Here is a 25,311-nt window from a genome sequence, read left to right as displayed (position 1 = left end):
AGCCAGATTTGGCCAGCCAGCCGCCTCCAAAGGTGAGTCGTAGCAACTTGCATTCTTCTTGTCGACAAGAAAAATACCGAATTATGCAAATTCCCAAAATGGTGCCATTTGGTTATGAAATAGATTGCATGTCAGGAGCGCACGGAAACATGAGCAAGCAGCGCGTCAAAGCGAACGTGGAAAACGGCAAGGCGCATCGGCGCGGTGCCGGCGTCGGTCATGTCTATGAAACGCTGCGGAACGAGATCATCGAACTCAAGCTGGCGCCGGGCAGTCCGATCGACGAAGTTCAGCTTTCGGAGCGTTTTTCATTGTCGCGCACACCGATCCGTGAGGCACTTGTGCGCCTTGCTTCGGATGGCCTCATTGAAACTCTGCCCAACCGCGCAACAATTGTCTCACATATCGATTTTCTTGGACTGCCTCAGTTTTTCGATGCCTTGTCGCTCATGTATCGGGTGACGACCCGGTTGGCGGCGGCAAACCACGACCCCGCAGATCTCGAGCGGATCTGGAGCTTGCAGAAAGAGTTCGCTACAGCGGTTAACGCACGGGACGTGCTGACAATGATTGCGGCAAATCGCAATTTTCACGTCGAGATCGCCAAAGCCGGGCGAAATCGCTATTATACGGAGCTGTTCACCCAGCTTCTTGATGAGGGCCGACGCATCCTGCGTCTCTATTATTCGTCCTTCAACGATGAGTTGCCGGTGCAATATGTTACCGAGCACGAGGACATGATTGCGGCAATTTCGGATCGCGACGTCGCCTTGGCGGACCAGCTTGCAGGCCGTCATGCCGAGCAGATCGTGCGGCAAATCCAGGCCTTTGTGATCGCGGACCCGAAGACCAATTTCAGCATGGCGATATAAGCTCCGCCACATGTCTCGAGCACTGGCAGGACGCAATGCAGAATTTTGCGAAAATTTATGTCGACAAAAAAAATACAACGATTATTATGCTGCCAAATCCGTGCGATCTTCTTAGATGATCGCAGACAGGGAGCTAATTTGATTTTCAGGAGATCATAATGAACAGCGGCATTTTCTCGGGCTGCATTCCGGCCCTCATGACGCCGTGCAAGGCGGATCGGACGCCCGATTTCGACGCATTGGTGCGCAAGGGGGAAGAACTGATTGCGGCAGGCATGTCCGCTGTCGTTTATTGCGGTTCAATGGGCGATTGGCCGCTTCTGACTGATGCAGAGCGCATGGAAGGTGTCGAACGCCTGGTTAAGGCAGGAATACCCGTGATTGCCGGGACAGGCGCGGTCAACACAAAGATTGCTGCCGCGCACGCTGCTCATGCGCAAAAAGTTGGCGCCAAGGGTCTTATGGTCATTCCGCGTGTGTTGTCGCGCGGCCCTTCGCTGACTGCCCAGCGCCATCATTTCAAGGCAATTCTTTCAGCCGCACCCGATCTGCCTGCCGTCATTTACAATAGCCCCTATTACGGCTTTGCGACGCGCGCCGACTTGTTCTTTGCGCTGCGCGCCGAACATTCCAATCTTATCGGCTTCAAGGAATTCGGCGGTGTCGATTCCCTGACCTACGCGGCAGAACACATCACCAGTCAGGACGATGCCGTCTCCTTGATGATCGGTGTGGACACCACCGTATTCCACGGCTTTGTCAATTGCGGTGCAACCGGCGCCATTACCGGCATCGGCAACGTTCTCCCCGCAGAGGTGTTGAAACTGTGCGCGCTAAGCCAGGCAGCGGCGAATGGCGATGCGGCGGCCCGCCGCCAGGCTCTTGAGCTTGAAGCTGCGCTGCGCGTCCTTTCAACCTTCGATGAAGGCCCGGATCTCGTTCTCTACTACAAGTATCTCATGGTGCTCAAAGGCAATTCTGAATACGCGCTGCATTTCAACGAAACCGATGAGCTTTCGGCAAGCCAGCGTGCCTATGCGGAAAGCCAGCTCAAGCTGTTTGATACCTGGTACGCCGATTGGTCCCAGCAGAACGGTTTGTAATCAGGCAGTTCGCGTCTCGCCTGCGAACGAGCGCAAAAGACCACGCGGACACACCGGTCTCTGCGTGGTCTTTTTTGTTTGCGGATGTCCTCGGTTGCTCACGCGGCACGCGCCGCCCAGAGCAAGCCCCTCTCCCAGATGGTGCGGATATTGGGAATATCCAGTTCATCTGCGGTATGCCCTAGCGACGAGTAAAATACCCGTCCGCGATCGTAATATGTCTTATAGACAACCGGCATAACAATGTTCTTGCGCCAGGGATGGATGTCGCCGGAAAAGGTTGTTGTGGCCAATACCTCAACAGCCGGATCGTAATGGAGGTAGTATTGCTCGGACGTATGTTCGAACGATGTAATCCCTTCCATAATCGGATCATCGGGCGCGGAAATGTCGACACGATATTTGATGATGTTTCCCGGATGGGCAACCCAGGTACACCCGGCCATATAGCGGAAGGCAACATACTCGCGAAAGCTCGTTGCCATGCAATGATGAAATCCGGCAAGGCCAGTACCCGCGGCGACGGCATCGACAAGAATGTTGAGGCGTTCGGAGTCAATCTGGCCGCCTGTAATGACCGGCACGACAAGATCGGTAGAGCGGACTGTTTCATCGCCCAGCGCATCGTAATCGGGAGTCATCGTGACGCGAAAGCCATTGGCTTCGAGAATGTCGCGGGTACGGGCCGCGCCCAACTGAGGCTGATGCAACTCTAGCCCCCCGTAAACGATCAGTGCTGTCCGTGTCATTGCATCGCCAATGCGGGAGGCAGGCGATGAACGCCTTTGGGTTCAAAGGTTGCGCCATCTGCAAAGCCCAGAATGTCGGCACAAAGATAGAGTATCGACAGCCACATTTCTGTCCCCTGCAGGCTCGCCGGCTGCTTGGAGGCGAAAGCAAACCCCTTGCCTGTCTCCCAGGTCGGTGCCGCCTTCAGAATAATGTTCTCAGCAACTTTGGCGATATCGCTATGGCGATAGGCGGTCTGCTTACGGGCCAGCCATAGGGGATGAACAACATCGAGAAGGTTACAGGCCGTATGCGTCGGCCCCTTGAAGCCGTCATGGCGGTCATAATGTGCCAAAACTGTATCGATTGCAGCCTTGGGATAAGGAAGCGGCAAGCCGAACTGGGCATAGGTGCCGCGACTTAGTCTGTAAAATCCATTCACTGGCTGCAGATAGTCGCCGTGCTGGCTCGGCGCTCCCCAAAGTCCGGTATTCGGGTTGCAGTGGGTATGAAGCCAGCCGAGCATTGTTTCAAGATGGGTTCCGCTGTCAAAGTAGCGGGCATTGAAATAGAGCGCCGTGCCAATGGCATCGACAGTGGCGCCTGCGCTCCAGGCCTGAGAGACCCAGGGAAGCGCATCGAGCCAGGCGCAGAGTTCGGCGGTCGACAGCGTTTCAATTGCCTCAATGCGATAGCGTGGCGCGGCATTCAGGCATTCAAGGGCATAGCCGACAGCCAGGACATTATAGAGCGCAAGGCCGTCGTGTCGCATGGCGGAGGCGTCGGGGCGCGGGCGGAACGGATCGGGAAAAAGCCCGGTCTGCTCATCCTGCACAGCCAAAAGACGTGAAATCGCTTCTTGCGTGTCGATGCAATGCGGCGCGGCGCCAAAGGCTGACGCAATCTCTATGGCATCGCATAAATGCCGGATTGAAGGGCGCTTGATGCCATCGGACTCAGGCGAGATAAATGCGCCATTCTCGAAATTATTCTCAAGAATCTCGGACCATTGGTCCGCAGCCGATTTCCCGAGTTTTGCAAAGGCGATTTCGGCTCGCCCATACGTTGACGTCTGGATCGCGTTGCGTTGTCCGCGCTTGCGTACGACCTTGGCGGGAACACCGGCCACTATGGCCTTGTCCGGTACATTGCGCGTAACCACTGCGCCGGCGGCGATCACGGCGCCTGACCCGATCCGCACACCATCAACGATAACCGCATTGGCGCCGATCCAGACATCATCGCCGATATCGATGCCCAGCCGTTCATGCTTTTGTTTGTAGATTGGCATGTCTGGATCGTCGAAACCGTGGTTGAAGCCCACAAGAGAAGCGTGTGAGGCGATGCGTACGCCCGAGCCACAATGCACACGCCCGGAAATACAGACATAGGGATTGACGGTGGTATTATCGCCCAAAACGACATCACCGCGCAGCAATGCGTGTCCTGCAATCCACGTATCTTCACCCATCACAAGGCGTTCGGTAAAGACACGCGCTTCCTGGGCAACATAGGCGGTTTTTGCAAATTGCGCGCCGGACCGGCGTTCAAGCACAGCCTTTAGCGCGCGTTGCTGTGGGCCATCGATATCGGCGGGCGTGCGATCCCAGGTCAAGTACTGTAAACGCGCGAATTCGTATTGTTTTTCGATCTCGGACAACGATTGATCAAAGGGGGCATTCATGCGAGTCGCTCCAAGGCTTCTGGAATGATGGCATGCCGTAAAGGTTGACCGGCAACAAAGCGCTCGATTTCCTCAACAGCCAATAGACCCAGGCGTTGTCGTTCTGTGCCTACGGCACCAGCGGCATGAGGTGTCAGAAAAACATTGGGGAGCGTGAAAAAATCTGAACTGGGCGCTGGTATTTCGGGATCGGTAACATCGATTACCGCATTGATGCGGCCAGTCCGCAATTGGTCGAGCAGTGCGGTTTCATCGACAAGCGCGCCGCGCGCGGTGTTGATGAGGGTAGCACCGGTTTTCATGCGGGCCAGTTCAGGTTTACCGATCATATGCCGTGTCGAGGACAGCGACGGCGCGTGGATCGAGACGACATCGCTTTGTGCCATTAGATCGTCCAGGGTCGCGAGGCGGACCTTTTCGAGAATGGGGTCGGTTGGCGGCACGTAAGGGTCATAGAGCAGAATGTCATAATCGAAGGGCGTGAGCAGATCGACGACCAGGCGGCCGATGCGCGACGCACCGACAATACCGATCGTGCGGTCAAAATTGCCGATGGGCGCATCCATCTCTCGATAGGAAGAAGCCCGCGTGCGGTCTCTACGGTACAGATCGCGCAACCTGAATATGTTCTTGTTGGAGAAAATGATTGCAGCAAGCGTATATTCGGCAACCGGAATCGCATTGGCAGCAGCGGCGTGAGTTACAACGATACCGCGCTCATAAACCTCTGGAACGAGGAAATATTTCACCGTGCCAGCCGCATGGGCAATAAGCGCCAGATTGGGCGCATCCGCAAGAACATTGGTGTCGATATGCGGACATCCCCAGCCCGTCAGCAGGATTTCGGTTGTGGCCAGGCTCTGCCGCGCTTCTGGTGTCGAGAAATCTTCAATCGGGGTTGGATCGAGGATATCGCAGGACTTGGCAAGGCGCGCGATCAGGGGCGGCGGTAGAACATGAAGCGTTCTGTCAGCCGCCATGGCAAGAGTGAGGCGTGGCTTTCTCATGGACGTTTCACCATGCCCATGGGACTTGCGGAAACGCCGTTCTGCCGAATGGTTCTCTCCAGAGCTTGAAGGTCTGGCATGGCCGGTGCCGAGGAGGGATCGCCACTATCGGTCGGTTGGGCCATGATAGCCGAGGCCAGAACGGTCGTGCCGGGTTCTATTGTGCCCATGAGTTGGGGCACGAGCGTCTTGGCCCAGATCAGGTGAGTATTGGGAAGGGCGCGGTGCGCTCTGCCTTGACGGCTTACATCGGACGAACGATCAACAATGGTGGTAAAATCGGTCGATGTATGCACCGATGCCATGCCCACATCTTCCTCCACACTGTCCGCATTGAGGTCGGCGCGTTCTACCGCAAAACCGCCCTCAATCGTTTCAAGCCGTCGGGGCGTCGTTATGCGATGGATCCGCAGATGCCATGGGGAGGCCGGAACAAGAAAGGTTTCCACCGTTACATCGGTCCATGGCTTCCAGCGAGCATAAATGCCCGCCTGAGCAATCAGCACTTCCTCATTATCCTCGCGGATGCGGTAGTGCCGCCCATCGTCCGACAACCCGATCATGCCGTCAAACGTCGCAAGCTGGAAAATGCGCTCTTCGGCTTCGACGGAAAAGGCATAGCGGGAGCCATAGGCGAACTTGGCGTATTTTTCCGCGCCAAAGCGCATCTGGTGGTTTTGTTGACCCGAAGACAGCGCAACCACATTGCCCGGCGTGTGCATCATGATCATGCCCGGATGGGGCAATGTCACCGGCTCATTGGGAACAAACGCATCGGATTCTTCGGCCTGCCAAAAAGGGTGATCGGCGCCAAGCGCAAGTGGCAGGAAGGCCTTCAGTGCCCAATAAGGCGACCCGGCGGAATTATAACTCTCGCTCATAAAGAGATTGGGATAGCCATACCCGATGGACAGGACGCCATCGCGCTCGGCAATGGGTTTATCGGACCACCAGCGCAGATGGCGCATGAACTGACCTTTGATTTCCGGCCATGGCAGCGCCTCAAGATCGGCAAAGGCGAGCGCACCCCAAAACCCGCCACACGCGAAACGATAGGTGAGGCTGCGGCCAAAAGCGAGCGTGCCGCCATCTGCATCGAACCAATGGCGGATATCTTTCGCAAAAGCGGCAGCGCGCTCGCGATAGCGCTCTCGCCGCGCATCGTCACCGCGTTTCAGGGTCGCATAAATCAGCCCATAAAAGTGCATCGCAAAGGGGATATAGTGATCGACGCGTGGCACATTGCCATCGCGATACCAGCCATCGCCAAGGTAAAATGTATCGAGTTCTTCGAGATAGCGATCGGTATAGCTGCGATCGACATCCGCACCGATCTCTTCAAGTCCGAGATCGATAAGAATACGAAAGAACTTCCAGTTGTTGTCGGCGAAATCATATTTGCGGATATGGGTGAGGTAGGCGACGATGTTGTCCTTGGCGCGCTGATCCAGCGGGTGGAAAATCAGATCCGGGATCAGCCGCAGCGCAAAGCCGATAGCCGCCATTTCGACCATACGCTGATCGATCCAACTCACCTGCCCCCAATATTCGGGATGCTCGGGGTCCATGCCATTGGCAAGCCCTTCGCGGTACATCTTCCAGTGATCGAATTGGCCACCGCCTGCTGCAAAGGGCACAAGGCCCCAGAGTGGACGTGCAAAGCCCTCCACATCGGCGGCTATGCGGTCGAAATGAGCCGCTGTGCCACTCAGGCGCACGCGGGCACCGCCTTGAGAAAAATAGGGCAGCAAGGGATCGAACAGATCGCAAAGGGACTTGGCCACGTCCTCACGGCTGCGCAACGGATTGCCGTTGAGCGGATTGGCGGCAGCGGGGTTGTAGATCATGGACTTACCTTTTGGGATATGTGTGGTCGCGGAGCGCTGTCATATGCGCCCCTGAGTTCGATGGTCTCGGCAAAGTGACAGGCCACCTCGGTTGCATCGATCTTGCGCAGTTCGGGCCGGTCGTTTCGGCAACGATCCTGGGCGAAACGGCAACGGGTATGGAAAGGGCAGCCTTTGGGACGATTGCCGATATAGGGAATTTCACCCCGCGCTTCGGTGCGCTTGCCCGCGCGGCGCTTGGGGTCGGCAATGGGCAGGGCCTCGAGCAGCACTTCGGTATAGGGATGGCGCGGGCGCTCGAAGAGCGTTTCGGTATCGGCCAATTCTACAATATTACCCAAATACATCACCGCAACGCGGTCCGAGATGTAATTGACGACGCCCAGATCATGACTGATGAAGATATAGGTCAGCCCGAAATCGTCTTTCAGATCCTCGAGCAGATTGAGGATCTGGGCCTGAATGGAAACATCGAGCGCAGAAACGGCCTCGTCTGCGATAACCAGACGCGGGTCGAGCACCAGCGCGCGCGCAATGCCGATGCGCTGGCGCTGTCCGCCTGAAAAGGCGTGTGGGAAGCGTTGCCCGGCCGCTGGATCGATGCCCACTTTCTCAAGCGCTGTTGCAACGCGGTCTTCCAGTTCGCGCCCCTTGGCAATCTTGTGAATGCGCAAGGGCTCGGCAACGATATCGAAGACCCGCATATAGGGATTGAGCGAAGACATGGGGTCCTGAAAGATCATTCGGATATCGCGCCGCCATGGCTTCATCTGGCGCTTCTTCAAACCGACGAGATCTATTGTTTCGCCATTTTCGGGCGTGTAGAGCACCTTTCCGGTGTTTGGTGTCATGGCCTTGACGATGCAGCGGCCCAGCGTTGTCTTTCCGCACCCGCTTTCGCCCACAATGGCAAGGGTTTCCCCAGGCCGCACCGCGAGATTGATATCCTTGAGGGCATCGAGTGAAATCAGCCCTCCGACAAGCCCGCGCCGCAAGGTGAAGGATTTCGAGAGATTTTCAACGCGGATAAGATCGTTCATACGATGACCTCCCCGGGCTTCAACTCTCGCTCGATGAGATGACAGCGCGTTCGATGTTGCTTGCCCGTGCGCGTGGGATCGGGCCGAACTTTCGCGCACGGCTCAAAGGCAACGGGGCAACGCGAGGAAAAGGAACAGCCTTGCGGTCGGTCCTTGGGCGAAGGCACAGTGCCCTGAATGGGCTGGAGGCGTTCGCGCTCGGCCTTGCGCTGCATCTTGGGGATCGAGGACATCAGCGCACGCGTATAGGGGTGTTGAGGGGTGGCGAACACATCGAAGACGTCCCCTTGCTCCACAACGTCGCCCAGATACATCACCGCCACGTCGTCAGCGATTTCGGCAACGACGCCAAGGTCATGGGTGATAAAAAGCATGGCCATGCCGTAATCGTCCTGAAGCTGGCGCAAAAGATCGAGAATCTGGGCTTGCGTTGTGACATCGAGAGCGGTGGTCGGCTCGTCGGCAATCAGGAGATCGGGATTGCAGGACAAGGCCATTGCAATCATTGCGCGTTGGCGCAGGCCACCCGAGAGCTGGAAGGGGTAAGCATCTGCGCGTTCGCGAGGACCGGGAATGCCCACCTGATCCAGCAGGGCAATTGTGCGTTCGCGGGCCTGTTTGGGTGTCACCCGTTCGTGCAGGATAATCATCTCGTCGATCTGATCGCCGATAGTATGGACCGGCGAAAGCGAACTCATCGGCTCCTGGAAAATCATCGAAATCCGGTTGCCCCGGATTGTCCGCATGGCGATGCTGTCGGGATTAAGTGTGGCGATATCGACCGGTTCGGCGTCGTCGGGTGAGAATATGATCTGCCCGCTGGGAATGGCCGCACTTTTGTCGAGAATGCGCAGGATGGCGCGAGCCGTCACCGACTTGCCGCAGCCGCTTTCCCCGACAAGCGCAAGGGTTTTGCCGCGACGGAGCGTGAGGTCGACCTGGCGCACGGCAACGATGTCGGCCTCGTCGGGCGATGAGAAGACGATCGAGAGATCGTCCAGTGTTAGCAGTGGCCCTTCAGCGGCCATAGGGATCTGCGGCATCACGAAGACCGTCTCCCAGAAAGTTCATGGCAAGAATAACGATGACGACAACCACACCGGGCAGCAAAAGCCATGGTGCGCTGGCAAGCGTACGGATGTTCTGGGCCTCCTGCAGCAGCGTGCCCCAGCTCACAATCGGCGCCTGCAACCCGAGCCCCAGGAATGACAGTGCGGTTTCGGCCAGGATCATTCCCGGTATGGCGAGTGTTGCTGCCGCAATGATGTGGCTCATGAAAGAGGGCACCATGTGCCGCATGATCACGCGATAATCACTCGCGCCATCGAGCTGGGCAGCAACCACGAAATCCTCGGTGCGCAGTGCGAGGAAGCGTCCGCGAACAACACGTGCGAGTTCTGTCCAGCCAACAACCGAAAGAATTATTGTGATAGCGAAATAGGTCTGGAGCGCACCCCAGTCCCGCGGCATGGCAGCAGCGAGGCCCAACCAGAGCGGGATGGTGGGCAGCGAGCGGATGAATTCAATCGTGCGCTGAACGATACTATCGAACCAACCGCCGTAAAAGCCCGAAAACCCACCAATAAGAACGCCGAAGAAGAGACTGAGAACGACACCGACAAGGCCGATTGAGAGCGATATGCGGGTGCCGTGGATCAGGCGCGAAAGGAGATCGCGGCCCAGTCGGTCGGCGCCAAGCACGTAAAATGGTGCGCGCGGCTCTGCAACGCCAAAGAGCCGGTGCTGCATCGGGATGAACCCCGCCAGCCTATAGGGCTCGGTTTCGATGAAAAATTGCACGCGATGCTTGACGTCGGGATCGAGCACGAAGGTGCGCCGCATGGCGGCCTGATCGATTTCGGTGGTGTAACCATAGACAAACGGTCTGAACCCCCAATTGCCCTGCTCGTCCGTATCGAACAGATGGATGCCTTGCGGTGCGGCATAGGTATAGCGCGAGTTGTAGTGGGATGGCGCGTAGGGCGCGAGGAATTCGGCAAATATCGCGATCAGATAAAAGCCAATCACGATCCAGAGGCTGACAAGCGCAAGCCTGTGCTGCCTGAACCTGCGCCAGATCATCTTCCACTGGCTTTCCCGTCCGGTGGCGCGGTCCTTGCGCTGGGTTTCTTTGAGGATCATTGTGTCGGTCGCCATCGATCACTCTCCCCCATAGCGGATCCGTGGATCGATCCAGGCAAGAATCAAGTCCGAGATGAGCGTTCCGATAACCGTGAGGACGCCGAGAAGCAGGATCAACGTGCCTGCAAGATACATGTCCTGGGTGGTGAGGCTGCGCAACAGCATCGGCCCGGCTGTTGGCAGGTTCATGACCACCGATACGATAACAGAACTTGAAACGAGCGTGGGCAGGAGCCAACCAATGGTGGATACCAGCGGATTGAGCGCAACACGCACCGGATATTTGAGAATGACGCGCCACTCGGGGAGCCCTTTGGCACGGGCAGTCGTAACATAGGGTTTGCGCAATTCATCGAGAAGATTGGCGCGCATGACACGAATAAGCTGTGCGGTTCCGGCTGTCGCAAGCACCAGCACCGGCGCCCAGGCATTGGAGAGAAAATCCAGCACGCGGGCAAAGCTCCAGTGCGCGCCCTCGAACTGGGGTGAAAAAAGCCCCCCCATGACGACGCCGAACCAGGCATAGCCCAGATACATAAGCACGAGTGCGAAAAGGAAGTTGGGAATGGCAAGACCGAGAAAGCCGAAGATGGTCGCCAGATAGTCGCCGAGAGAATATTTGTTTACTGCCGCATATACACCGATTGGAAGCGCAACAAACCACATCACGATGACCGCAAGACCTTCAAGCAGGATAGAGTTTCCAAGCCGGCCCCAGATCAGTTCGGTAACCGGACGCCCCCATTCAAAGCTCTGGCCAAAATCGCCAGCGGTGACGATCCCCGATACCCACTTCCAGTACTGGACGATAAAGGGCTGACCCAGGCCATATTGCTCGCGCAGCGCTTCAATCACTCGGGGATCGACGCGGTCGCCGCTGGCGCTAAGGGTCGCGACATAGGTTGTCAGGTAATCGCCGGGCGGCAATTGTATGATCGCGAAAGCGACAAGAGAGATGGCCCAGATGGTAAGAACCATCGAAATCAGCCGTGAGATGATAAAGCCAAGCACGTTTGCGCACTCCCGCTGAAAAGGGTGGCGGCCTCACTAGCTGCGCGAGACCGCCGGGAGGAACCAGCCGCTATTCGAAATACCACTGCTGCGGATCGTAACCACCGGGCTGCGGGAACAGCCATGCATCGATCAATTGATCGGATACATTACGCAGATTATTGCGGGCAATGTAGTAACCATCGGGCATGAGCGAGACGCCGATCACAGGGAAATTCTCCTTGGCGATGGCAAGAACTTCGCGCATCAGGTCCTCACGCACATCCGGATCGCCTTCCTGGGTGAGTTGGGTATAGAGCGCCATTTGCTCCTTGACCCAATCGACAGGTTCTTCGGCAATTTCGGGCGTTGCGCCGGTGTACCAGGCCTGCCACTTGAATGCCCAGACCGATTCCGCGCCTGACGGGAAATAGTAGCGCGGCTCCTGCATCACATCGAGGCCACCGTCACCGGCCCAGACCTGCGCGTCGTAATCGTTGCCCGGGCGCTTGTCGTAAAACAAGGTCCGGTCGATATTGTTGATCTCGATCTGGATGCCGACATCGGCGAGATGCAATTGCATCAGTTCTAGGATGTCGATCCATTCGGGACGCAGCGCGGCGATCACATCAACCGTGATACGTGTGGGCTCGCCATTGCTCATCAGACGTATCCCGTCTGCACCGATTTCGGTCAGGCCGGCGGCTTCGAGATGCTCGATCGCAAGGTCGGGATCGAACTCGGTATATTGCTTGGCCATCTCCTCGTCATAAAAGTGCGATTCAGGCCGAGGCGCGACCTGGAAGGGTTCACCCTGACCGATAAAGACCACATCGATGATTTCCTCGCGGTCAATGGCGTGTGACAGGCCGATGCGGAAATCCCGGTTCTGGAAAAGCTCCTGTTTGACCGGATCGTCGTGATTGAAGTTGAGCTGCAATACGAGGCTCGACGAGACCGAGCGCACAACTGAACCGAGGCGATAGTCGCCCTGGTCCTGACCATCAAAGAAAACAGCCTGATTGGTGTTTGTCGCGATATGGCGGTCTTGGAAGTCTATCTGACCGTTCAGGGCAAGAAGCGTCAGTTCCTCAAGGCTCTCGCTCACCCGCATATCGAGTTCGTCGATATAGGGCAGTTGATTGCCGTCGGTGTCGACCTTCCAATAATAGGGATTGCGTTCCCAGCGCACGCGAGCAGCGGTTCCACTCAGTGGCTCTGTGATTTTCCAGGCGTAGATATTGGGCAGGTCTGGATTGGTCCAGCGAGACGTTTCCCAACCCCATGCACATTTGTCTTCCATGTGGAGTGCCCAGCTCTGGAATCCGGCATCAGTGGCCAATTGCTCGGCGCCGGGATTGTAGTTGGGATGGAACTGGCTGCAATAATGGTAGGGAATGGAAACGGCCATGGTGCCGTTGATGCTCGCGAGCGTATCCATCAACATGCCGTTGGGCTTTTCGAAGACATATTTGAATGTGATGTCGTCGATGATCTCGACGGTCGCGGGATTGTTCTGGTCGTTGATGAAACTGTTGGCCGGATATTCAGGATCATGGAACATTGCGGCGGTAAATTCGATGTCGCGCGTCGTATAGGGCTCGCCATCGGACCATTTCAAACCCTCGCGCAGGGTGAAGGTATATTCGGTCGCGTCTTCATTGACTTCCCAGGATGCCGCAAGGTTGGGAACAACCTCCTGCCATTGGCGATCCCAACGCACCAACCCTTCATAGCCAACGGTTTTGGCAATCAGCGCGTTATCTCCGCCCCCGCGCATGCCCATGCGCCAGACCCCGCCATAGGTGCCAATGCTTTCGTATGGCTCGACGACAAGTGGATTGGATGGAAGGCGTTCAGCCAATGGCGGCAACTCGCCACTGGCAACGCGATCAGCCAGCATGGGTGGTTCTTCCTGAGCGGAAACCGGTCCGATGGCGGCAATCAGAACTACAAGCGAAAGACCGGACACGGCCCATGCGCGTAACGGCATGCGTGCGGTCGACAGGCGTCGTGAAAACATGATTCTCCTCCCTTGGGGCGCCCTCCTCGACGCCACTCAATGCCGCCATCTATATGAGCAAATTTGCGTATTTTCAAGCAATTTCTCATTTTTGCGCAAATTTGCGTATTTTGCGCGATCACTTGAGAAGATTGATGCTTAGCTTGATCGCGCCGCTTTTGGCGGGTGCTATCGGTGCCAGGAGAATGCGCACGAGATCGACAGCGGGAGCATATTGTTTTTCAACGCCTTGATGGCGTTCCAGTGACAATGCGAGTTGGTCGGCGTCGAAACTTATCCTGATACCGGCACGCCCGGATCCGATAGTGATTTCTCCATCGCCGATTTGCGGGTCGACCGATGTGATCAATGCAGATGTTAATACGCTGCGCGACGCGAATGCGAACGTGTCGCAGAGTTCGATCGCGCCGCGTCCCTGGCGCTTGAACGTTACTTTGCGAACCAGCGAAGTAAGGCCTGCCGCATCCGGGTAAGCGGCTGTCATATCCAGTTCGAGCCAATCCTTTTCAGCATCGGCGCCATGATCCAGAATATGCGCGCAATGGCTCTGGCCTGCTGCCTGTTCAAAGCCATTTACGAGGGGAACCGAATGGCCGCGCGACGAGGTCATCAGATTGGCGTAGCGCTCGGGCCCGAAATAGGCTTTCGAATATCTCCCCCGTCCGGGATCGGTCAGCAGAACCGTACTGCCCGCAACGACGATAAATGAGCCTATGTCATTTTGATTGTGCATTTCGTCGTTGTGTCCGCCCTTGATGGCCATGCAGAGCGCATCGGGATCTTCCGGTGCAAGCCGGGATATCATCCAGCCAAGTTCCGGATACCAGTCGTGTCGCTCCGGGATGAGAGGAGCAGTTGCCTCCGGCAGCGGCCACGCGAACTGTCGCAAAGGCCAGATGAATTGATTATATCGCGTGATCGAGAAGTCGTTTTTTACGCCCAACTTTTTCAGTTGGGGCAATGACAGGGTTCGGGCGAGCAGGCTTAGCAATCCGGGGTGAAGCTCAGGACTTGAATCCGAATCCGAAAAGCTGGCCCAAATGCCCGGCACCAGCATTGTCCGGACCGGGAACTGAGCGATAGATCCAACAAAGGCATCGTCTAGAAGATCGATCTGGCCGCCGGTTCGGCAAGCCAAAAGGTGGGCGAAGACTGCAAAATTGCCAAAACCGTACGACCAGTAATCGGGCCCTTCCGAGGACCCGCCGTCGCCGGTAAATGTATCGAGATAGTCTGAAAGACTGGCAAGACCGCGCGCGATGATTTGCGCCAGCCTGTCCTTGTCATCTTCAAGATAAAGGGCCGCACCGACCGCGCCTCCCACACAAACGGCAGTCCAGTTGTTGACCTGCTTTTCATCGGTCGAATGCAGCCACCAGTGGTCGTGCCGGTCAAGGAAAGGGCCTATAACGCGCCGCTCTACTTCTGATCTGAGCCGGGCGCGTAATTGCGGCGAGAGGCGATCGGCAAGCAGATAATCTATCTCGGCAAAATCGAGTGCTGTCATCGCAGCGGCAAGATCGAGCGTAGGATGGTTGGGGAAATCGAGCCCCTTGGGCGCGTGGGCGGGCCAAGCCCAATTGGTTTCCTCCAATCGAGACCATGCAATATTCTCAATGGCATCGATAAACTCACCCTCACTTTGCAGCCATTCGGCAAGAACGAGCCGGTAGAGCATCGACCGACGCAACCTTTGCGCGTCCTCATAGGGTTCACGTTCCCCGGTTCGCAGGTATGAGAGATACAGATCTGCCGACAGCGTCGGGTTTTGCGAGATGGCATCTTGCCGGGCTTGAGCGACAAGTTCGGCAATGATCCGGGTTCCCAGATTATCTTTAATGGCCTCAAGTTCGGCCCCAGCGCTGGGGAAAGGCGCAAAGCGCGCTTTGCTTTGCAGCGCCTCGGACACGCGTTTGACATTCCAGTATTTCAATTGCCGCATAATGCCCTTGCCCCTTCCAGTCAGGATAACAGGAATGCAACTTTACGCAATTATGCAATTATTGCGATTTATCGGGGATGGATGGTCCCGCCTTCCACGAAGGTGAGTCCGATCTGCAATTGTTGAACGCGCGCATTGCCCTGCATGTGCTGGACAAGCAGGCGCACAGCGCCGTGACCTATGGCTTCTCGGTCGACGCTGACCGTGGAGAGCCGCGGCGTAGACATCGCGGCGATGGGAAGATCATCGAAACCGACAATCGAAAAGCCCTTTGGCAGCGGCCTGCCGCCACCGTGTAAACCTTCTAGAATTTCAACCGCCGCAACATCGTTCCAACTGAAAAGAGCTGTAACGCCATACACATCATTCATGATGTTATCGGCCAGTGTCGAGGTCGAGCAGTCCGATGTGCTTACCACAATACCGTGTGCGCCTTCGGTTTCAGCAATGGCAGCTTCAAATCCGCGGCGGCGCTCCAGAATGGTTGGGCGCAGGTTATGGGTATAGTGCAATATTTTGCGATGGCCTGCAGCAAGCAGTGTCCGGGTTGCGAGATATGCACCATAGAAATTGCATGGCGAAACCGAGCTGATCCGCATCTGCGGATCGATGCCATTTGCCAGCACGGCGCAGATATTGTTCTGCTCACACCAGTCGATAAGCTCATCCCAGGCGTCGATCCCGGCCAGTAGCACTGCGCGCGCATCCGCCTGTTTCAAGTGACGCTCGATGATCTCCAGTGTCACACGTTCTTCGTTGACCAGCTTGACATCGATTGAAAGCCCAAGGCTGTCCGCCGTTGCCTTCATGCCCTCGGCAATGCCTACGTAAAAGGAGGACATCGCGCTTGCCGCGCTCCCCAGGGGCAATAGCGCCACAGCCCGCCCTGTCCTTATGACGGGCGCGGCATGTTTGCTCTTGTAGCCGATGGAACGGGCCAGCTTGATGACCTCGTCGCGAACCTGGCTGCTTATGCCTGGTTCATTGGCGAGTGCCCGTGATACAGTGGAAATCGAAATTCCCAATTCGCGCGCAATATCTGATTGGCTGGGCCGACCACGTCCTTTGTCCACATATCACCTCATTCGTCTCTCATATTGCTTATGCAATTTTTGCTTTTTTTGAAAGAGCAAACTAAGGAGCCAATAAATTAAGTAATGACAAAGATCGATTTTTGCACTGCCTTGACGCGGCGATGATCTGCATGGCTCTTTCAGCCTAAAAGTGCCGCGCAAGGTCCAATGCAGCGAAGACCGGCTCCAAACGGAAAGTTCAGGGCACTGCGCACCCTTTTGCATTGACATAAAGCGCATAAAGCGAACGCGTTGCGGTAATAAAGAGACGGTTGCGTTGGGCGCCACCGAAGGTCAGGTTGGCCACAGTTTGCGGAATGCGTATTTTGCCCAGGAGCGTACCGCCGCTGTCAAAGCAATGAATGCCGTCACCGGCACTGCACCAGAGCCGTCCTTCGGTATCGACACGCATACCGTCCGGCACGCCGCAATCGATCTCGGCAAATATGGCGCCGCCCGATAGGGTTTCCCCGTGTTCGACATCGAACACTCTGACGTGACAGGGGCCGTTCTCGTCATGGCTGCCACCGGAATCGGCGATATAAAGCCGCCGCTGGTCGGGCGAAAAGGCCAGCCCGTTCGGCTGCACGAAATCATCGACCACCGGCGCGACAACGCCGGTTTCGGGATCGACACGATAAACGCGCCGGAACTCTTGCTCAGGGTCCGCCTTAAAACCTTCGTAATCGGACAGGATGCCGTAGGTAGGATCGGTAAACCAGATTGATCCATTGGCATGAACCACCACATCGTTGGGAGAGTTGAGCCGTTTGCCATTATAGGTGTCGGCAAGCACGGTGATGGTGCCATCAACCTCGGTGCGGCTGACGCGGCGCGTTCCGTGCTCACATGTAATCAACCGGCCCTGGGCATCCCGCGTATTGCCATTGGAAAAATTGGACAGGTGTCGGAATACCGATGTTCCCGTGTCGGAAGCCCAGCGCAGCATCCGTTGGTTTGGAATGTCGCTCCAGATCAGATGCCCCCAATCCTGGCACCATACCGGGCCTTCCGCCCACATACAGCCGGAATACAGCTCCTCGAGTTCAGCATTGAGGATCAGCAGATCCTTGAAGCGGCCATCCCGCACCTCGTAAAGCTCGCTGGAAAGCATCCCTCACTCCAAGCCCTATGCGCAACGTGCGGCGACCGGCCGACACAATGACGCCGATGATAACGAACCCGATCATCGTTATTCTGGGCCCGGCGTCAAACCCATAAGTGTTGAGCATCGACACCACAAGAGACATAAAAAGCGCGGCGCCCCAAATACCGGACAGGTTGGAATCACCGCCCGCGACCGATCAGGCCACGCTCAATCTTCGTGCCCGTGCTTTGTCCCACAACCGGCGTCCGCTTTTGGGAGACACGCTGCTCGAAGCTGCAGCGTAAATCGCTTCCGTTTTTCTGGAAAACATCATTATTAAAGCGGCCTGGCTATACTGTCGTCGCCAGCGCCGTCGCAGAGAGGGCATGAACGATGACGATCAGGGCGAGGATGATGGTCAGCAGCATTGCTTTGGGGCGATAAGGTCGGGATGGACGATGTGTTTGGCATTTTGGCAAGCCTTTTGGGGGGCATCGGGCTGTTTCTGCTCGGCATGAGACTGATGACCGATGGCCTGACGCGGGCGGCTGGCCCTGCTTTGAAGTCAGGACTTGAACTTGCTACGCGTTCTCGCATACGCGGTCTTTTGGTCGGTATTCTTATTACCGCAATCGTTCAATCATCAAGCGCTGTCACCGTTGCTGCAATCGGGTTCGCCAATGCCGGACTAATGAACCTTGTGCAATCGGTATGGGTGATTTTCGGCACAAATGTAGGCACCACCATGACGGGCTGGCTGGTCGCCCTTGTCGGGGTAAGAATCGATGTCGGCGCTCTTGCCTTGCCTCTTGTCGGGCTCGGCATGGTCGGCTGGCTGATTGCAAAAAACCGTCCCCGTTCCGGGGGCTTGGGTGAAGCCGTCGCAGGGTTTGGTGCGTTCTTTTTGGGGGTGGGTGTCTTGCAGGCCGGGTTCGCGGATCTGGCGCCACAGGTTACCATTCTTACCGAGGGTCTGAGCGGCACAGGTTGGGAGATGCCAGCTTTCGTGCTGCTGGGCATCGTGTTGACCACACTTACGCAATCCTCAAGTGCGGCCATCGCCATTGCGCTTACGGCAGGCGCCGGCGGCACATTGACCCTGGAGCAGGCGGCTGCAACGGTCGTGGGTACCAATATCGGCACGACCTCGACGGCACTTTTCGCGGCAATTGGGGCAACCGCCACGGCAAAACGCGTAGCTGTCATGCATATCAGTTTCAACCTTTTGACTGGTGGCGTCGCATTCGTCCTTTTGCCATTGCTTTTGGCCCTAGCCATCTTCCTGGCCCGCGGCAGCACCGATACGGCCCTTGTCCTTGCGGTCTTTCATACGCTGTTCAATGTTCTGGGCGTGATCCTGATCTGGCCATTGACCCCGACATTAGTGAAATTCCTCTCGCATCGATTTATGCCCCGGCACGGCGAGGATATGGTGCTGCGCCATCTCGATGCGACGCTTGCCGAGGTGCCAGAACTGGCCATCAAAGCGCTGGCCATGGAACTGGAGCGGATGAGCAAATTGATCTTTGCGCATGGCAAGGCAAAGCTTGCCGGTGATCCCGGCCCATCGAACAGTCTGAGCGACGTCATGTGGCTGGGCGATGAAATCCGAGGCTTTGTCGATCGGCTCAACAGGGGCACTCTCGGCCCCAATGCTGTCGACGCCATTTCCGATATGCTGAGGGCGTTGCAGCATCTGGACGAACTGGCCCTGGCTATCGGTGCATTTCCCCCAGCGCCAGAGGAGGCCGTGCGGGGCATTGCTCCGACGGGGTTCGCGCTGCTGTCACGCCACGCTGCACAAGGCTGTACGCTACTCGATCCCTTTCCATTGCAAGATGCGAACGCCAGGCTCCAGGAGTTGGCAGACCAAAGCACCGACACCTACGAAGCAATCAAGGCAGCGTTGCTGCGAAGTGCCGCCAGCGGACATGCACCGATAATTGAGGTCGAAGCTGCGTTGGTTTACGCGCGGGCAATGCGCGATCTGGGGCAGACGGCGCGCAAGGCGCAAAAACGGCTTATGCCGTGGCGCTCCGCGCCGCTTATAGGTGAGGGCAACGACGTTCAGGGCCAAGGCTAAGGCGGTCCACCTCGACGGTGCGCATAACCCCTGTGGCCCCCGCTGCAAAGCCTATTGAGCCAGTCGCAATCGCAGCGCGCGGTCACACGCGGTGAACTCGGTATTATTTCGAACAAGCAACTATCGTTCGCACCTGAATCTCAGGCTACCAACGCGCGAAGACTCTGCCGAGCACAGCGCCTGCGGCTGTTACCGCAGCGACCGCGATCGGATACCAGATCATAACAAATAGTGGGGAATCGTCGGTGCAGTGAGCGGCATAAAGCGTCGCGCCAATGGCGCCTGCGGTCAGCCCGGCCAGCGCTCCAGAGAGCGTTGGATTGGTTGGCGCTCCTCGCCGCAAGCCCGAGGTCAGAGCGATAACAGGGGCAATACTGATCAACGGAATCAAGGTCAAGCAATAAAGTGCATTTTTGCCGATTGCTGCCATTGCCCAGGCATTGGTTGGCAATACAATCAGTTCAGCAATAACGGCGAGAAGCCCGAGCGCCGGTGCGATGAGCAACAAAGGCAGACCAATGCGCGCACCGGGAACGGCGGTCTTGCGTAGTACCGCGAATGCTGAGATCGCGAGAGAAAGCGTCAGGACAAACTTGAAGTCAAAGCGAATGGTCTGCACGGCGGCCAGAAAATCCGGACGCGGGCCGATGCCGACAAGGAACACAAGACCGGCTATTGCAACGCCGCCAAACAGCGCGACCGACCAAACCTGATCGAGACCTGCCTTTTTGACGCTTGCGTCCGCTGCCAGTGCGGTGATCAGATCTTCCGTACGCATCAGTCCAACTTTCCGAACTTGGCCGCAATCGCAGCCAGGCCACGATGCAGCGATACCCTAACTGCGGTTTCCTTCATGCCAAGACGCTTGGCTGTATCGCTGATCGATGCGCCATCGACGCTTATAGCCGAAACGACCTGACGTTGCCCGTCAGAAAGGCAGTCGAGCGCTCTTTGTATATCACGGGCCATAACGATTTCCTTTTCTTGCTCCGCCAGCGTGTCTGCGAAATCGCTGATGTCGAGCTCAATACGTCTGCCACGGCGCCTGTAGGCATCAATGATCTTGTAACGCGCAATGGCATATATCCATGGACCTATCGGTTGGTCCGGACGCCACGTATGCCGTTTTAGATGTATGGCCAATAAGGTCTCCTGAACGATGTCTTCGGGCTCAAGGCCCGCGCCGGGGCCGATTTTTCGCTGAGCGATCGCCCGCACCACGCATGCAATATCGTTGAGCAGTTGCGCGTAGCCGGAATCATCCCCAGCGAGCACAGCTCGCATGAGATCAGAGAGTTCCTTGTCCTTGGCGGGCGTCATCGCTTGTCCACATAGTTCGCTCGGGCACAAACATTTGTTACCAGCGTTAGCGCAGATTTGCCGTCCCCACGCTCACGAACCGGTAACGACTCCGTGTGATCGAGAAGGGAGCGTAACAATTATCTTCTCTCTCCGAACTGCCTTTCATAGTGCCGGAAAAGGTCGGTGCTGAAAACAGCAATTGGAAGGACAGAACATCATGAACCGTAAAATCGCTTCGTTGGCTCTCGCCTCGTCTCTGGCCGCTGCTATCGGGACAGTCGGCGTTGCCGTCGCCCAGGACGCAAACGACATGGAAAAATGCTACGGCGTTGCTTTGGCCGGTGAGAACGACTGCGCCGCCGGGCCAGGCACGACATGTGCGGGAACCTCCACGGTGGATTATCAGGGGAACGCCTGGAGTCTGGTGCCAGCAGGAACCTGCGAGGATATCGAGCTACCTGGCGATCGGATGGGATCGCTTGCCGAACTCGATCGCGACCTTCCCTGACCAGAGCATCGTCGGTGCGGGGCTGCGACAGGCTTCCCCGCATCAAACTCCCAAGAGCGAGGGTATGAAATGACAAGGTTCGATGTATTGCCCGATCGCGCCGGACTGGGGCTCAAGGCGGAACACTATTCCGATATTGTGGAAGCCTGGCCCGATGTCGGTTTTTTTGAGGTTCATGCCGAGAACTATATGGGCGATGGCGGTCCGCCACACAGATATCTTGAAACGATTAGCGCGCGATACCCTCTCTCATTGCACGGTGTCGGACTTTCGATCGGTGGCGAGGGGCCGATTGACAACGCACATCTTGGACGTCTGCGCGGGTTGATCGAGCGTTATCGTCCGGCGTCGTTCTCCGAACATCTGGCGTGGTCGACCCATGATTCAGCCTATCTCAACGACTTGCTACCGCTACCCTATACAGAACTGACCCTTGCTCGTGTCTGTGCGCATATCGACCAGGTGCAGGACACGCTTGGCATACGCATGTTGCTTGAAAATCCATCTACCTATGTCTTGTTTGCCGAAAGCACGATCGAGGAAACAGAGTTTCTGACCCGTATTGCGGAACAGACCGGTTGCGGGCTGTTGCTCGATGTCAACAACGTGATGGTTTCAACGGTCAATCACCGCCTTGATCCATTTGCCTATATCGAACGCTTTCCGCACGGGCTCGTAGGCGAGATCCACTTGGCCGGATATGACGAGACACTCGACAGTGCCGAGGATCGGTTGCTGATCGATGCGCATGGATCGGTCGTCAAGCCCGATGTGTTCGACCTGTTTCGTTTCACGCTCGAAAAATCCGGACCCAAGCCCGTGCTTGTCGAATGGGACAACAATGTTCCGCCATTTGCGGAACTTTATGACGAAGCCAAGCGGGTCGATGCCGCCATCGATGCGTTCCGGTCCTCGCAAGATGTGGCGGCACAATGAGCATTCAAGCTGGTACGAAAGGCTGGTCCAAGGCGTTTGTCGCTGCACTGGTCGATCCTTCGTCCCCTGTACCCAAGGGCGTAACGGGCGGACGCGCGCAGGTCGATCCGCTCCGCTTTGCCGTCTACAGGAACAATGTGCATGTGGGACTTGTGGAGGCGCTCCGGAAGGCGTTCCCTGTCGTTGAACGGGTTGTCGGTACAACATTTTTTGCCGCGATGGCCAGGGCATATGTTGGCTGGCACAAGCCTGCAAGTCCCGTGCTGCTCACGTATGGAGAACGGTTTCCCGAGTTCATTTCCGACTTCGCGCCCGCCGCGCGTCTGCCTTATCTGTCGGACCTCGCGCTGCTCGAATGCAATTGGCTTCAAAGTTACCATGCTGCCGACGCCCCGGCACTGGCGATGAGTGAGCTTGCCAATCTTGACGAACTGTCGCTGGCACACGCGTCGCTCGTACGCCATCCAGCGGCCCGGACAGTGAACTCGCGCTATGCGGTGGGATCGATATGGCACGCGCAAAAAGCAGGTCGCACCGGCAAGATCGATGCTGGCAAGCCAGAGGTGATACTGATAACCCGGCCCGATGCCAAGGTAGAAGTTACAGTCATTCCGCGCCAGGATGCACGTTTTGCCTCCTGCGTGCTAGCAGGATCGACATTGGCCGCGGCGGCCTTAAAGGCGGCCGATGCTGGCGCCGCATTTGATTTCGGCATCGCTCTGACCGGTCTGGTCCGGAAAGGAGCATTCACTTCAATCGCAAATGGGGGAGAAACATCGTGAATCTGCTGGTAACAAGTGTGTGGGCGTTTTACCGCCGCGCGGAGGACTTCATCGGCCTTGTGCCAATGTCGCTGGCGCTGCTGGTATTGCGTATTGCGCTGGCGGTGCCGTTCTTTCGCTCGGGACTGACAAAATGGGATGGCTTCTTGTCGCTGAGCGCGGGCCATTTGTATTTGTTCCGTCAGGAATTTCGGCTGCATCTATTCGGTAATGCCTACCGTTTTCCGTTTCCCGATCTGATGGCATGGACCGCCGCAATTGGAGAAATCGTGCTTCCGATACTGCTCGTTGCCGGACTGTTCACCCGGTTTTCCGCTTTAGGTCTTTTGGTGATGACGGCCATTATCCAACTCACCATTCCCCACGGCTGGGCCAATTTCCATCTGCCATGGGCGGCAATGGCCTTGATGCTGATGCATGCGGGCGGCGGGCGCATTGCGGTCGATGCGCTCATTGCGCGCAGTTCCGCATCCGAGGGTGGAAACGGTTTTGCGGTTCGGACGCGCGACAAAACAAAGACTTAGAGCCGGGTTTTGATTCCATCAAAACCTGAACGGCTCTAAGCGGCCAGAACGGCATCGACTGCGCGGCGCCAGCGCGCATATTTGGCATGGCGACGGTCGGCGTCCATTCGCGGGATGAATTGGCGGCCGATTGTCCACTGCCTTGCAAATGCCTCCTGATCCGGATAGGCGCCCGCGCACATGCCTGCAAGCCACGCGGCCCCGAGCGCAGTTGTTTCAAGTACCGCTGGCCGATCGACCGGCGCGTCGATAATGTCGCTGAGAAACTGCATGGCATAATCGCTCGCGGCCATGCCGCCATCGACGCGCAATATCGGTTGAGTGCCGGGTTGCGTCCAGTCCGCCTGCATCGCCTGCAGCAGGTCGCAGGTCTGGTAGCCCACGCTTTCCAGCGCTGCACGCGCAAACTCTGCCGGACCGGAATTGCGCGACAGCCCGAACACGGCGCCCCTTGCATCGGGCTTCCAGTAAGGTGCGCCAAGCCCCACGAAAGCGGGCACCAAAACGAGATCCTGAGAGGGATCTGCGGCCTCGGCTAGCGCCTGGGTTTCAGGAGCGGCACGGATGATCTTGAGGCCATCGCGCAGCCATTGCACCACAGCACCGGCAATAAAGATCGAGCCCTCCAGCGCGTAGGTCGGTTTGCCGTCAAGCTGGTAGGCAATGGTGGTCAAAAGCTTGCTCGATGACGCAACTGGCGTTGTGCCGGTATTGAGAACGGCAAAACACCCCGTGCCATAGGTTGATTTGAGCATTCCCGGCATAAAGCAGGCTTGTCCGATGGTCGCGGCCTGCTGGTCGCCGGCAACCCCCAGAATTGGGATTTCGCGCCCGAACAGATCGGCCCGGGTCGTTCCGAAATCGGCGGCGCAATCGCGAACCTCGGGAAGCATCTGCATCGGGATGTCGAACAGATCGCAAATGGTCTGGCTCCAGCGCCCTTTATGGATGTCGTAGAGCATGGTGCGCGCGGCGTTGGTCGCATCGGTTGCGTGGACCCTGCCGCCGGTTAGATTCCAGATCAGCCAGGTATCGACCGTTCCGAAAACCAGTTCCCCGGCCTTGGCGCGGGCTCTTGCGCCCTCGACATTATCGAGTATCCATTTGAGCTTGGTGGCCGAAAAATACGGGTCGGCCAGAAGGCCGGTTCGCGCCGTGATCATCGGTTCATGATTGGCGGCTTTCAGTTGTGCGCAAAAATCGGCCGTCCGCCGGTCCTGCCAAACTATGGCGTTATGGACCGGTCGGCCAGTCTTGCGATCCCACACAAGCGTCGTTTCGCGCTGGTTGGTAATGCCAATCGCAGCGATTTCGTTTGCGCTCAGGCGCGATTTTTCAATAACAGCGCGCGCGGTTGCCGCGGTGGTCGCCCATAGGTCGGAAGGATCGTGTTCGACCCATCCCGAGGCGGGATAATGTTGCGCGAACTCTTCCTGGGCAACCGCCACGATCTGCATCGCGCTATCGAAAACAATGCCCCGGCTTGAGGTCGTGCCTTGATCGAGCGCCAGAATATGCACCATGTCCGCTATCCATCCGGGAAATATTGCGGTTTGCGAAAGGAGCGAAGCAGCCTATCGCACCGCTTCGCTCCAGGGGAGGCCGGGGCCAGCTTGAAAAGCTGGTCCCGGTTGGAG

Annotated in this window: 22 protein-coding genes and 1 pseudogene; 7 read left to right on the top strand and 16 right to left on the bottom strand. The window is 57.1% G+C overall.

Going from position 1 to position 25,311, the window contains the following annotated elements; all coding sequences use genetic code 11:
- Nucleotides 1-149 precede the first annotated feature (149 nt).
- A complete protein-coding gene (locus EO133_RS14755) occupies nucleotides 150-872 on the top strand; it encodes a GntR family transcriptional regulator (RefSeq protein WP_127073406.1) in 723 nt (240 codons plus the stop codon).
- 158 nt (nucleotides 873-1,030) lie between these two features.
- Nucleotides 1,031-1,975 (top strand): dihydrodipicolinate synthase family protein, encoded by a 945-nt coding sequence (locus EO133_RS14750; protein WP_127073405.1) that lies wholly within the window; start codon nucleotides 1,031-1,033, stop codon nucleotides 1,973-1,975.
- Between the two features lie 98 nt (nucleotides 1,976-2,073).
- Here the strand turns inward: EO133_RS14750 and EO133_RS14745 are convergent, their stop codons facing one another.
- The 13 genes and pseudogenes from EO133_RS14745 to EO133_RS20580 all read right to left on the bottom strand — a co-directional run.
- Entirely contained in the window at nucleotides 2,074-2,724 is a 651-nt protein-coding gene (locus EO133_RS14745; protein ID WP_127073404.1) for a ThuA domain-containing protein, read from the bottom strand.
- Nucleotides 2,721-4,388 carry an acyltransferase gene (locus EO133_RS14740; protein WP_127073403.1) on the bottom strand — a complete coding sequence of 556 codons (1,668 nt, stop codon included), beginning with the start codon at nucleotides 4,386-4,388 and terminating at the stop codon, nucleotides 2,721-2,723. Before EO133_RS14740 ends, EO133_RS14745 begins: the two co-directional genes overlap by 4 nt.
- Complete coding sequence (locus EO133_RS14735; protein ID WP_127073402.1) at nucleotides 4,385-5,395, bottom strand: hydroxyacid dehydrogenase; 1,011 nt, start codon at nucleotides 5,393-5,395, stop codon at nucleotides 4,385-4,387. Before EO133_RS14735 ends, EO133_RS14740 begins: the two co-directional genes overlap by 4 nt.
- Complete coding sequence (locus EO133_RS14730; protein ID WP_127073401.1) at nucleotides 5,392-7,242, bottom strand: DUF2264 domain-containing protein; 1,851 nt, start codon at nucleotides 7,240-7,242, stop codon at nucleotides 5,392-5,394. Before EO133_RS14730 ends, EO133_RS14735 begins: the two co-directional genes overlap by 4 nt.
- On the bottom strand, nucleotides 7,239-8,282 hold the full coding sequence (locus tag EO133_RS14725; RefSeq protein WP_127073400.1) for an ABC transporter ATP-binding protein: 1,044 nt from the start codon (nucleotides 8,280-8,282) through the stop codon (nucleotides 7,239-7,241). Before EO133_RS14725 ends, EO133_RS14730 begins: the two co-directional genes overlap by 4 nt.
- Complete coding sequence (locus tag EO133_RS14720; RefSeq protein WP_206513525.1) at nucleotides 8,279-9,325, bottom strand: ABC transporter ATP-binding protein; 1,047 nt, start codon at nucleotides 9,323-9,325, stop codon at nucleotides 8,279-8,281. The genes EO133_RS14725 and EO133_RS14720 overlap by 4 nt, the downstream gene beginning before the upstream one ends.
- Nucleotides 9,300-10,439 carry an ABC transporter permease gene (locus EO133_RS14715; RefSeq protein WP_127073399.1) on the bottom strand — a complete coding sequence of 380 codons (1,140 nt, stop codon included), beginning with the start codon at nucleotides 10,437-10,439 and terminating at the stop codon, nucleotides 9,300-9,302. Before EO133_RS14715 ends, EO133_RS14720 begins: the two co-directional genes overlap by 26 nt.
- Nucleotides 10,440-10,442: 3 nt before the next feature.
- Nucleotides 10,443-11,435, bottom strand: a complete 993-nt coding sequence (locus EO133_RS14710) for an ABC transporter permease (protein WP_127073398.1) — start codon at nucleotides 11,433-11,435, stop codon at nucleotides 10,443-10,445.
- Between the two features lie 70 nt (nucleotides 11,436-11,505).
- The gene (locus tag EO133_RS14705; protein WP_127073397.1) at nucleotides 11,506-13,437 is read right to left on the bottom strand and encodes an ABC transporter substrate-binding protein; all 1,932 of its coding nucleotides are present in this window, start codon (nucleotides 13,435-13,437) and stop codon (nucleotides 11,506-11,508) included.
- Between the two features lie 118 nt (nucleotides 13,438-13,555).
- Complete coding sequence (locus tag EO133_RS14700) at nucleotides 13,556-15,379, bottom strand: heparinase II/III domain-containing protein (protein WP_127073396.1); 1,824 nt, start codon at nucleotides 15,377-15,379, stop codon at nucleotides 13,556-13,558.
- Nucleotides 15,380-15,447: 68 nt separating this feature from the next.
- On the bottom strand, nucleotides 15,448-16,452 hold the full coding sequence (locus EO133_RS14695) for a LacI family DNA-binding transcriptional regulator (RefSeq protein WP_127073395.1): 1,005 nt from the start codon (nucleotides 16,450-16,452) through the stop codon (nucleotides 15,448-15,450).
- A gap of 199 nt (nucleotides 16,453-16,651) precedes the next feature.
- The gene (locus EO133_RS14690) at nucleotides 16,652-17,566 is read right to left on the bottom strand and encodes an SMP-30/gluconolactonase/LRE family protein (protein ID WP_127073394.1); all 915 of its coding nucleotides are present in this window, start codon (nucleotides 17,564-17,566) and stop codon (nucleotides 16,652-16,654) included.
- 22 nt (nucleotides 17,567-17,588) lie between these two features.
- Nucleotides 17,589-17,756, bottom strand: a pseudogene (locus tag EO133_RS20580) (ABC transporter permease); the annotation flags it as partial.
- Nucleotides 17,757-17,990: 234 nt separating this feature from the next.
- On the opposite strand from EO133_RS20580, the gene EO133_RS14680 reads away from it, so the two are divergent.
- Nucleotides 17,991-19,622 (top strand): Na/Pi cotransporter family protein, encoded by a 1,632-nt coding sequence (locus EO133_RS14680; RefSeq protein WP_127073393.1) that lies wholly within the window; start codon nucleotides 17,991-17,993, stop codon nucleotides 19,620-19,622.
- Nucleotides 19,623-19,767: 145 nt separating this feature from the next.
- Here the strand turns inward: EO133_RS14680 and EO133_RS14675 are convergent, their stop codons facing one another.
- Entirely contained in the window at nucleotides 19,768-20,400 is a 633-nt protein-coding gene (locus EO133_RS14675; RefSeq protein ID WP_127073392.1) for an NrsF family protein, read from the bottom strand.
- Nucleotides 20,400-20,942: a sigma-70 family RNA polymerase sigma factor gene (locus EO133_RS14670; RefSeq protein WP_127073391.1), complete on the bottom strand. Its 543-nt coding sequence runs from the start codon at nucleotides 20,940-20,942 to the stop codon at nucleotides 20,400-20,402. The genes EO133_RS14675 and EO133_RS14670 overlap by 1 nt, the downstream gene beginning before the upstream one ends.
- A gap of 199 nt (nucleotides 20,943-21,141) precedes the next feature.
- Between EO133_RS14670 and EO133_RS14665 the strand changes: the two genes are divergently transcribed.
- The 4 genes from EO133_RS14665 to EO133_RS14650 all read left to right on the top strand — a co-directional run bounded on the left by EO133_RS14665 (nucleotide 21,142) and on the right by EO133_RS14650 (nucleotide 23,674).
- Nucleotides 21,142-21,432, top strand: a complete 291-nt coding sequence (locus tag EO133_RS14665) for a BufA1 family periplasmic bufferin-type metallophore (RefSeq protein ID WP_127073390.1) — start codon at nucleotides 21,142-21,144, stop codon at nucleotides 21,430-21,432.
- A gap of 69 nt (nucleotides 21,433-21,501) precedes the next feature.
- The gene (bufB, locus tag EO133_RS14660) at nucleotides 21,502-22,368 is read left to right on the top strand and encodes an MNIO family bufferin maturase (protein ID WP_127073389.1); all 867 of its coding nucleotides are present in this window, start codon (nucleotides 21,502-21,504) and stop codon (nucleotides 22,366-22,368) included.
- Complete coding sequence (locus EO133_RS14655) at nucleotides 22,365-23,150, top strand: HvfC/BufC N-terminal domain-containing protein (protein ID WP_127073388.1); 786 nt, start codon at nucleotides 22,365-22,367, stop codon at nucleotides 23,148-23,150. Before bufB ends, EO133_RS14655 begins: the two co-directional genes overlap by 4 nt.
- A gap of 2 nt (nucleotides 23,151-23,152) precedes the next feature.
- On the top strand, nucleotides 23,153-23,674 hold the full coding sequence (locus tag EO133_RS14650) for a DoxX family protein (RefSeq protein ID WP_443094382.1): 522 nt from the start codon (nucleotides 23,153-23,155) through the stop codon (nucleotides 23,672-23,674).
- A gap of 35 nt (nucleotides 23,675-23,709) precedes the next feature.
- Here the strand turns inward: EO133_RS14650 and glpK are convergent, their stop codons facing one another.
- Nucleotides 23,710-25,197 carry a glycerol kinase GlpK gene (gene glpK, locus EO133_RS14645; protein WP_127073387.1) on the bottom strand — a complete coding sequence of 496 codons (1,488 nt, stop codon included), beginning with the start codon at nucleotides 25,195-25,197 and terminating at the stop codon, nucleotides 23,710-23,712.
- Nucleotides 25,198-25,311: the final 114 nt, after the last annotated feature.

The sequence above is a fragment of the Pelagibacterium lentulum genome, from assembly GCF_003992625.1.
In the GTDB taxonomy this organism is placed as follows: domain Bacteria; phylum Pseudomonadota; class Alphaproteobacteria; order Rhizobiales; family Devosiaceae; genus Pelagibacterium; species Pelagibacterium lentulum.
This window is presented reverse-complemented; position numbering and strand designations above follow the sequence as displayed.